The organism is Candidatus Rhabdochlamydia sp. W815 (assembly GCF_018642185.1).
GTDB lineage: Bacteria > Chlamydiota > Chlamydiia > Chlamydiales > Rhabdochlamydiaceae > Rhabdochlamydia > Rhabdochlamydia oedothoracis.
In genome coordinates this window covers 1-9549 of sequence record NZ_JAAVTY010000053.1, presented here as the reverse complement: position 1 = coordinate 9549, position 9549 = coordinate 1, and the positions used below count along the sequence as shown (strand labels likewise).

The 9549-nt window shown below is 37.3% G+C and carries 7 protein-coding genes; 5 read left to right on the top strand and 2 right to left on the bottom strand.

Annotated features, from left to right (window positions below):
• Positions 1–260: 260 nt before the first annotated feature.
• Complete coding sequence (locus RHOW815_RS04790; protein ID WP_215217202.1) at positions 261–407, bottom strand: hypothetical protein; 147 nt, start codon at positions 405–407, stop codon at positions 261–263.
• 321 nt (positions 408–728) lie between these two features.
• On the opposite strand from RHOW815_RS04790, the gene RHOW815_RS04785 reads away from it, so the two are divergent.
• From RHOW815_RS04785 to RHOW815_RS04770, 4 genes are all read left to right on the top strand, one after another.
• Positions 729–872 (top strand): hypothetical protein, encoded by a 144-nt coding sequence (locus tag RHOW815_RS04785; RefSeq protein ID WP_215217201.1) that lies wholly within the window; start codon positions 729–731, stop codon positions 870–872.
• 101 nt (positions 873–973) lie between these two features.
• A complete protein-coding gene (gene alaS, locus RHOW815_RS04780) occupies positions 974–3601 on the top strand; it encodes an alanine--tRNA ligase (RefSeq protein WP_215217200.1) in 2628 nt (875 codons plus the stop codon).
• On the top strand, positions 3580–6882 hold the full coding sequence (gene mfd, locus RHOW815_RS04775) for a transcription-repair coupling factor (protein WP_215217199.1): 3303 nt from the start codon (positions 3580–3582) through the stop codon (positions 6880–6882). The genes alaS and mfd overlap by 22 nt, the downstream gene beginning before the upstream one ends.
• Positions 6883–7008: 126 nt before the next feature.
• Positions 7009–7350: a hypothetical protein gene (locus RHOW815_RS04770; RefSeq protein ID WP_215217198.1), complete on the top strand. Its 342-nt coding sequence runs from the start codon at positions 7009–7011 to the stop codon at positions 7348–7350.
• 129 nt (positions 7351–7479) lie between these two features.
• Here the strand turns inward: RHOW815_RS04770 and RHOW815_RS04765 are convergent, their stop codons facing one another.
• Positions 7480–8301: an AMP nucleosidase gene (locus RHOW815_RS04765; protein ID WP_215217197.1), complete on the bottom strand. Its 822-nt coding sequence runs from the start codon at positions 8299–8301 to the stop codon at positions 7480–7482.
• Positions 8302–8434: 133 nt separating this feature from the next.
• Between RHOW815_RS04765 and RHOW815_RS04760 the strand changes: the two genes are divergently transcribed.
• The gene (locus tag RHOW815_RS04760) at positions 8435–9475 is read left to right on the top strand and encodes a coiled-coil domain-containing protein (protein ID WP_215217196.1); all 1041 of its coding nucleotides are present in this window, start codon (positions 8435–8437) and stop codon (positions 9473–9475) included.
• The last annotated feature ends 74 nt before the right edge of the window (positions 9476–9549 follow it).

Genomic DNA, 9549 nt, shown 5'->3' with positions numbered 1-9549 from the left:
TTTTAGATACGACTTCCAAGGATATAGAAAGGGTGGAAACTTTACTAAATAACAGACCTAGAAAGGCTCTCAACTTCGAAACTCCACTAGAAGTGTTTACGAGATTATCTACAAACATGCTATGCTCGGGTGCACAATAGATGTTTTTTCAAGTATTTATATGTTCTTTTTTGTGCACTTCAAGGTTGAAAGGGCCGAGAAAAAAACTCTTTTAAGGCCTTATCTGGTAGCTTGCCTCGATAATAGATGAAGGGTTCTTTTTATAGACAACTTGCTATACCGCGTAAAGCAACCCCTGGGGGAGCAGTGCCCACAGATAAGAAAGAACTAATAATAATCCCCATACCTAGAAAAAATTTTCTGGCCCAATTGCTTGTTTTACTAGCTTTAGGATTCAGTACATCCACTAGGTACAATCTTCTAAAAAGCTCATGAGCTTTACATATAGGCTCGGTTAAGAGAGAAGCAAAGCGAAAGGTGTTCTTTTTAAGAAAATCTAGGGAATGAGTCGTAGGAAAATAACCAGTAGATATACTAGTTTGATTTCAAATTAAGAATTGCATAATTAGGTTTTTTTGAAAAAACTACTCTATCTTTCAAGAAGATGTTATTTTTTTATATAAAAAATGTTTATGCATTCAAACTCTTAATTTGAATGCAAACGAGTATATAGTGGTTCCGATTCAATCGTATAGAAAAATATTTTGTTTTGTGTTAAGCTATTGAGCATGAAAAAACTGACCCCTAGCCAGAGAGCTGACTTAGAACACAAGTTAAAGCATCCAAAAGACTATTCTGAACGGAATAGGCTTATATCGTATCGAAAAACCGCTGCTATAGCCATTATCAATAACCTCTTAGATTTTTTTTAAAAAATACAAGATTACTGCATTTTATTACCTGCACTTTTTGACTTTTAGCACTAGTTTTGCTACTGTGGATCTTTTTAATCGTGTAAATAGATACAAATTTTATGCTTTCTCAACAAATTCGGACTAAGTTTCTTCAGTATTTTAAAGACAAAGGACATACAATTGTTTCCTCTTCATCGGTCATTCCTCATGATGATCCTACAATATTATTTATCAATGCAGGAATGAACCAATTCAAAGATGTATTTTTAGGCAAAAATGAACGAGGCTATACCAAAGCTACAACTTGCCAAAAGTGTATTCGTGTTGGTGGAAAACATAATGATTTAGATAATGTAGGCCATACTTCGCGTCACTTAACTTTTTTTGAAATGTTAGGCAATTTTTCTTTTGGTGATTATTTTAAAGCCCAAGCGATTCAATATGCTTGGGAAGTATCGACCACTGTATTCGGCTTTGATGCAGAAAAAATCTGGGCTACTGTATTTGAAGAGGACGATGAGGCTTTTGAGCTATGGAAAGCCTATTTGCCAGAAAAACGCATTGTACGAATGGGCGAAAAAGATAATTTTTGGTCCATGGGAGACACAGGTCCTTGTGGACCTTGTTCTGAACTGCTTTTTGATCGTGGCCCCTCTTATGGCAGGGCTTTTTCTCCTTTAGAAGATCCCGATGGAGAGCGTTTTTTAGAGTTCTGGAATCTTGTATTCATGCAATTTAACAGAGATGCTTCTCTAAAACAACACCCTCTTCCTAAGAAATCCATCGATACAGGAGCTGGCCTTGAGCGCATTGTCTCTTTAAAATTAGGGGTTGACTCCGTATTTGAAATAGACATTTTCCAAGCGTTTATTGCAGAGGTTGCAAGATTGTGTAACAAACCCTATCGAAAAGAGGATCCTCAATTGGCTCCTGCCTACCATGTAATCGCAGATCATGTTCGCTCTCTTAGCTTTGCTATTGCAGATGGAGCTCAACCCAGTAATACAGAAAGAGGTTATATCTTACGCAAACTTTTGAGACGAGCAGTACGCTATGGTCGCATATTGGGACTTCAAAAACCCTTTTTAGCAGATATGCTCCCCTGTTTGATAGATACAATGGGAAGTGACTATAAAGAGCTTGTAGAATCGCAAACAAGAATTGCTGATATCCTCTCTTTAGAAGAAGAGACTTTTCTACGCACCTTAAAACGAGGTGGTAATATATTAAACACCATTATCGATCAGACTAAAACAAGCTCTAGTAAACAAATTTCAGGCAAAAACGCATTTAAACTCAAAGACACATATGGTTTTCCTCTCGAAGAAATTCTACTCATTGCTAAAGATAATGGTTTAAAGGTAGATTTAGATGCGTATCTTGTGCTAGAAAATCAAGCAAAAATACGCTCTAAAGCAGCGCAAACAATCCATTTTCCACAAAAAGAAAATGACGTATTTAAAGAATATATCAAACATCATCCAACTACCGGTTTTTTAGGCTATACGCAAACCGAAGCAGAAGCTGCTATTATAGGAATTTTAATCGATGGTAAATTTGTCGAAGAGATAAAAGAAGGGCAAAATGGTCATATTCTACTCGATAAAACCCCCTTTTATCCAGAAAAAGGTGGACAAGTAGGCGATACAGGCTCATTGACCCATAAAGAAGCTCATTTTAAAGTCACTCATTGCCACTCTCCTTTTCCAGGGATTATTGCTCACCTAGGTAAATTGGAAAAAGGATGTCTACTTTTAGGTGAGCCTTTAAGTGCTCAAGTAGATAAACAAAAAAGACAAGAAATTGCAAATAATCATACCGCTACACATTTATTGCATTGGGCTCTTCAAAAAGTAGTCGGAGCTCATATTAGACAAGCAGGTTCTCTTGTAGCTGAAGATCATTTACGTTTTGATTTTAATCATCACAAAGCGCTTTCCAAAGAAGAGATCCGTCAAATCGAAAGGCTTATTCAAGAAAAAATCAGAGAAGGCCAAAGAGTACAAACCTATGAAATTTCTTTTGAAAAAGCTCAAAAAGATCCTGACATCAAGCAGTTTTTTGGAGATAAATATGCAGCTATTGTAAGGGTAGTTGATATCGATTATTCCAAAGAGCTATGCGGTGGTACTCATGCTGAAAATGTCTCTACCATTGGCTCATTTAGGATTGTCAAAGAAAGTAGTATTGCTTCTGGGGTAAGACGCATTGAAGCATACACAAGAGTTAAAGCAGAAGAATGGATCTATGAGCAAGAGGATAGACTTGAAAAAGCAGCGACTCTTCTAAAAAGCTCTCCTTTGCAGCTTGTAGAAAAAACACAAAATCTCATCGAAGAAAACAAAATTCTTCATACGGAAATAAAAGCCTTAAAAAGCTCACAGTTAAAACAACTTACTCAAACTCTTCTGACTAAAGTGCAATATGTTGGATCTATTCCTTTTATGGCACAAATCGTAGATACAGAAGAGTTAAATGCCTTAAGCGAACAAATTGCACAGGCGCTTAGCTCTTATGTCGTAATTTTAGCCCACACAACAAAAGAGCGTTGTCAAGTGATGGTTAGAGTGTCCAAAGATCTTAGCCAAAAAGGAATTTTGGCTTCTTCTTTAATTAAAGAAATTGTCCCTATTATTTCAGGTGGTGGAGGGGGGAAAAAAGAAAGTGCTCAAGCTGGAGGCAAAAATCCAGAAGGGTTATTACAAGCATTTGAACAAGTACAAAAATGGCTCTTACAAAACGCCTAAAAGAAATTCTAACCACCCATCCTCTATTACAAGAATTTCTTGATGCCATAGTTCATGAACCATCTATTTTGATAGAACAGCTTTGGGATGGGCCCAAAGCTGTTATCATTTGGGTGTTATCTCAGATTATAAACAAACATGTACTTATCATCAGTAGCGGATCTCAAGATAGCTTACTCGAAGATATGCAGTTGTTTTCTCTGCCTCACCTTTGTGAGTTGCCTGCTTGGGAAACCCTGCCCGGTGAAGAAATTGCACCTAGTTCTGATTTAATGGGAAAGCGATTTGAAGTGCTTGACTCTCTTTTGGAAAATGATTCTCCTCATGTAGTTTTTGCTCCTCTGCAGGCTGTTTTGCAAAAATTGCCTTGTAAAGAAACCATGCGTACGCTTTTTCAAAAATACCGCGTCCATCAGTTTCTCGATTTTTCCTTATTTATTAAGCATCTGGAACTCTTAAACTATCAGCGTGCAAACATAGTAAGCGATAAAGGAGAATTTGCTGTAAGAGGAGGGATTATCGACTTTTTTCCTCCTTCTGCTTTGTCTCCCTTTCGGATCGAGTTTTTTGGCAATGAAATTCAAGAGATTAGATCTTTTGATCCTTTAACGCAAATCACAACGGAAAAACATACACAATGTTGGCTCTGTCCTGCATCTGAACTTACCCTTCTACAAAAAACACAAAAACTTACTTCTTTTTTAGATTATTTAGGCCCTAATACCATTGTCATTTTTAACGATCTACTAGCTATTGAAGACCGTTTGGTTTCTCTTACAAAAATGCCTGTTTTACACAATCGTTTAGTCCTTTCTTTTCAAGAGTTTTTTTCTTGTGTGCAGCCTCTATCGCAAATTTTCTTAAGCCATGAGAGCGCTGAATCTCTTTCCTTTGTTCAAGAAAAACCCATGGTGTACATGGGACAAATCTCCCTCCAGCCTTTGCAATTTGAAATGTTTAACCAACAGATACAAACCAAAAGATGTAGACATCCCTTTATTCCAGTGGCTGAGTTCTTCTCTACTTTAGATAATCAAACATCCATCCAAGCAGAAGAAATTCTACAAGCTCTGCACCGACATCCTCACATGCAAGTGCATTTTATTTGCTCTACTCTTGCGCAAAAAACTTTATGGGAAGAAAAAACCAAGACACTCGAAAAAACCGATTTTCAAATCGGTTATCTATCTAGTGGATTTGTCTTGAAAGATGCAAAACTATCGCTCATCACCACAGCAGAACTCTCTCATCGCTTAAAACCTAGACGTCAAAAATGGCGCCAGTCCCATTCTGTCCCCATCTCTGAATTTCATGAATTACTTCCTGGTGATATTGTGGTGCACTTTCATAATGGAATAGGCCGCTATATAGGAACAGAAAAACGGACGAATCATTTAGGAGATATATCAGAATTTATGGTGATTGAGTATGCAGAAAAGAGTAAACTTTTTATCCCGCTCTCCCAATCTCATTTAATTAGCCGATATATTGGAACTAAGGACAAAATCCCCACATTTAGTCAATTAGGATCGGCAAGGTGGCAAAAAACGCGTCAAATGGCACAAAAAGCCATTGTGGGATACGCTGATCAATTGCTACGCATGCAGGCAGAGCGCACAGTCCAAGGAGGATTTGCCTACCCAGCTGATTCTGAGATAATGGTAGCTTTTGAAGAAGATTTTTCCTTCATAGAAACAGAAGATCAAATCAATGCCATCACAGCTATCAAACAAGATATGCAATTAGAGATAGCTATGGATCGTCTCATTTGTGGAGATGTCGGTTATGGAAAAACAGAAGTAGCTATGCGCGCTGCTTTCAAGGCAGTATGTGATGGGCATAAACAAGTTGCAGTTCTTGTCCCTACTACTATTTTAGCCATGCAGCACTACGAGACATTTTGCCAAAGAATGGCAAACTTTCCCGTCCAAATAGGACTTGCTTGTAGATTTTGCTCCTCTTCTCAAATAAAAAAAACACTTCAATCTCTCCAAGAGGGCGCCATTGATATCTTAATCGGTACCCAACGGGTAATTAGTCAAGATGTACGGTTTAAAAACCTAGGTCTCATCATTATCGATGAAGAACAACGGTTTGGAGTCCGCGCAAAAGAGCGTTTAAAAACCACAAAAATAGGCGTTGATTGCTTAACCCTTTCTGCGACACCGATTCCTCGCACTTTGTATCTTTCCTTAATTGGTATTAAGAAAATCTCGATGATCAATACCCCTCCGCAAGATCGCCTGCCCATTAAATCGATAATCACAGAGCGCAATCACTCTGTTATACAAAATGCTATAGCCAGAGAGCTATTGCGCGATGGACAAGTGTTCTTCATTCATAATCGCATTGAAACTATTTTTCAAATCGCTAAAGAAATACAAAAATTAGCCCCAGAAGCGCGTATCGTAGTAGGACATGGGCAAATGTCTTCTGATGAAATCGATGCGGTCTTTCATGCCTTTAAACAAGGAGAAGCAGATATTTTAGTCTCCACTACCATTGTAGAAAATGGGATTGATATCCCCAATGCCAATACCATTTTGATTGACCGATCTGATACATTTGGAATAGCTGATCTCTATCAGATGCGAGGCCGAGTAGGCAGATGGAATAAACCAGCCTATGCATATTTTTTAGTCCCAACTAAAAAACAACTTCCTGAAATTACTTTGAAACGTTTAGAAGCTCTGAGTTTATCCTCCGGCTACGGAGGAGGCATGAAAGTTGCTATGCGCGATTTAGAGATCAGAGGAGCAGGCGACATACTTGGCACACAACAATCAGGACAAGTCTCTTCTATTGGATTTCATCTCTATTGTAAATTGCTAAAAAAAGCGGTAAATGCACTAAGCAACGATAAAGCCATCTCTTTTACAGAAACCAAAATGGAGTTTTCTTTTGACGCGCTCATTCCTGATACCTACATAAATGAGCCCACTTTACGTATGGAAATTTACCACCGTTTTGGAGATGCTACTACCTCTCAAGAACTAGATACTCTTCTTGTAGAGTTAACAGACCGCTTTGGCGCTTATCCTATGCAAATACTTTGGCTCTATCATTTAACACGCTTAAGAATATTTGCCTCTGCCCATCAATTCACGCTGCTCAAATTTAGTAAGATGACTCTTACCACACAACAACAAAGCGGGAAAACCACCTTAAAGAAACTATTAGCTCTACCTAAAATTACTCACCCCAAGCAACTCGAAGAGAGCGTCATTGCTGCTCTAAAAAAAGAGTTTCCGATTAAGAGCTCAAGAGATTCTTTAGCTTAAATGGAAAATATTTTTACCTGTTAAAAAAATATAGACATTTTTTCTCATACAAGTTATAAAGTGGGCCCGTTTTTTAGCATTGTTCTTATTTTTAGAGCTTTAGCATGTAACCAAAGGAGAAACTTTATGCAAATGCATTTCCCATTACAATCTTTACAAGGTCCTTTTCATGCCGTTGGTCTATTAGAGATCAATAAACCTGTCATAGTAAATTCTATAGCAGAACCTATATTTAAAGCTATGCAAGAAGGAGCAACCTATCTCGCAAATAAATTAACGCTTAGTAAACTTGTCAAAGCAGGTTTTTTACTTGGATCTGTACAAGCAATGAGCAGTATTCCAACAGCTGATGCAGGGTTTGGTCTTTTTGCTCTTTGTATGTCGACTTGTTTAGCATCAACGGGTGGAGCATTTCCTCCTATGTGTTGGGCAATATGCTGCGGGACTGTTCCAACTCCAACTCCATAGGATCTCTAGAACCTAAAATGGACCCAAAAAAAGATCTTATCTTTGCAGATTTGGGACTTATTTTTAATAAATAAGCTTAAACTAGCAATCCACAAGAGCTAACCTAAAGCAATTGTGGATTGCTTTTTTTTAACGCGAGTGACTTTTGACACCCATTCCGATATTGCGATGATAGGCTCCTTTAATGCGTTGTTCTTGCATCTCTCGAGAGCGTTTAATGATGTCTATTCCTTTTTCAACGTGATCGGCCATATAGCGCTGATAAACAGACTCTGAACTTTTTTTGGTCTTTACTCCAAAGTTAGCTAGTGGTAGATCAGAAACGAGTAGAAGAGCTCCTAATGTAAACTTGCGCTTATAGCTTGCTGAAAATAATGTGGCACATTCCATTTCAATGGCTTGTGCTTTTGTGGCTTTGAGTAAGTTCTTAAACTCTTCATTGAACTCCCAAAAACGCATATTTGTCGTATAGGTGATGCCAATATGATAAACCGCTTTTTGCAGTTCCAATACATCGGTTACCGCTTTTTGCATCAAAAAATTAGATAAAGCGGGCACATCAGAAGGAAAATAGAAATCAGACGTTCCCTCCCCTCGAATGCTTGCTACTGGAACAAGATAGTCCCCTATTTGATAACGCCTTCTTAAGCCTCCACACATTCCTAAAAGCAAACTTGCTTTAATCGGTAAAAAGGAACACAAATCAACCACTAAGGCAGCAGCAGGTGAGCCAATTTTAAAATCTAAAATGCTGATATCTTCTGCTGGGCAATGAGCCACTTTAAACATCGATCCTTCGATAACCGACACAGATCTACTTTTTGCAAAGTACTCTACATATCTAGGGAAATTGGTTAACAATAGATTTGATTGAAATTTTGCAACTTCACATCCTGAATATCGCTCTAATGTCTCTATCGCAAACTGCTCTTCTGTAATCTCTTCTCGCATTTATTATCTCCTTACATCCCTTTTTACCTTAGATCATTTTATTGACAAAGAATCAATTTTAAAATCTTTATAAGATGTTTTATTTTGATCTTTATTAGATTCTTCTTCATCTTATCATAAAGGAGCTAAAAAAGTGCTTATTTCATCTATTCAAACAGCTACAAATTATATCTTCTCTCCCATTAATCAAAAAATCTTGAATATAACGCAAACAGCTGATTGGAAAGAAAAGACCATGCTTGCAGGCCTTATTATTTCCGTCTGTTGTGCTGTGATCACTTTTTTTACACAAACGGTCTTTATTTGCAGCGCATTTGTAGCGCTCTCCGGGGTGTGTAGTTTAGGAGCTTTATTCATACGCCATTATGAGAGTTTAAAAAAAATGAGAGAATGTGTCGAAGACCTAGAAAGACAAAATCAAAACCTTGCTGCTCATAATCAAGAATTAAGCTCTTTAGTCACCCAGCAAAGAGATATCGTCGTTGATTTCACAACAGAAAATGGAAATCTAAAAACAGAAGTGACAAAGCTGATTATTCATACAAATTATTTAAGTCAAACCAGCAAAGATCTGCTTGATTCTGTTGAAGAATTACGTGTCAACCTTGTAGATCTGAAACCTACTACAACAGGAATTCAAGAAGCAGAGAAAAAACTCAGTGCTTTTTCTGTAAATATGGAAAAGCAACAAACAATAACTAAATACTTAATGGAGTTAATTTCCAAAGTATCAACAGAACAATCTGGTCAATTAGAAAGCGAAAAAGAAATTCTTAACCAGCTACAAACCTTGCAAAAAAGCGATACGACTCTACAAAGAATCAAAGAGCTAAACCATCTACATCAACAAATCTCTTGGAGCTATGATAAATTAGCAAATGTTCTTAAAAGTTATAACGATTTACAAGTTAAAACAGAGCAAACATCTACTCAACTATTCAGTTTGCGAACAGAATACACCTTGGAAAACACTCGCTTGCAAGAAACACGTCAAGAACTATCTGAGGTTTCTAGTGAGTTACAAAAAATACGTTCTGATTTGCAATCTGTTTTATTAGAATACAGAGCTCTTTTATCAGAGCAAAAAGATGATAAATCCATCCTAGCTTTACAAGTTGATCGCTTACAAAAATTACATGCTGAGCTAAACTTACACTACTTGAACCTATCTTGAATTAAATTTACTGTTTTAAAGATACTTGCCGACTTAAGAAATTCATCCAATATCCCAGTAGTCCAAACATTAAT

Coding starts and splice junctions, on each gene's coding strand:
- mfd (WP_215217199.1), top strand. CDS start 3,580: ATGGCTCTTACAAAACGCCTAAAAGAAATTCTAACCACCCATCCTCTA.
- RHOW815_RS04765 (WP_215217197.1), bottom strand. CDS start 8,301: ATGCGAGAAGAGATTACAGAAGAGCAGTTTGCGATAGAGACATTAGAG.
- RHOW815_RS04770 (WP_215217198.1), top strand. CDS start 7,009: ATGCAAATGCATTTCCCATTACAATCTTTACAAGGTCCTTTTCATGCC.
- RHOW815_RS04785 (WP_215217201.1), top strand. CDS start 729: ATGAAAAAACTGACCCCTAGCCAGAGAGCTGACTTAGAACACAAGTTA.
- alaS (WP_215217200.1), top strand. CDS start 974: ATGCTTTCTCAACAAATTCGGACTAAGTTTCTTCAGTATTTTAAAGAC.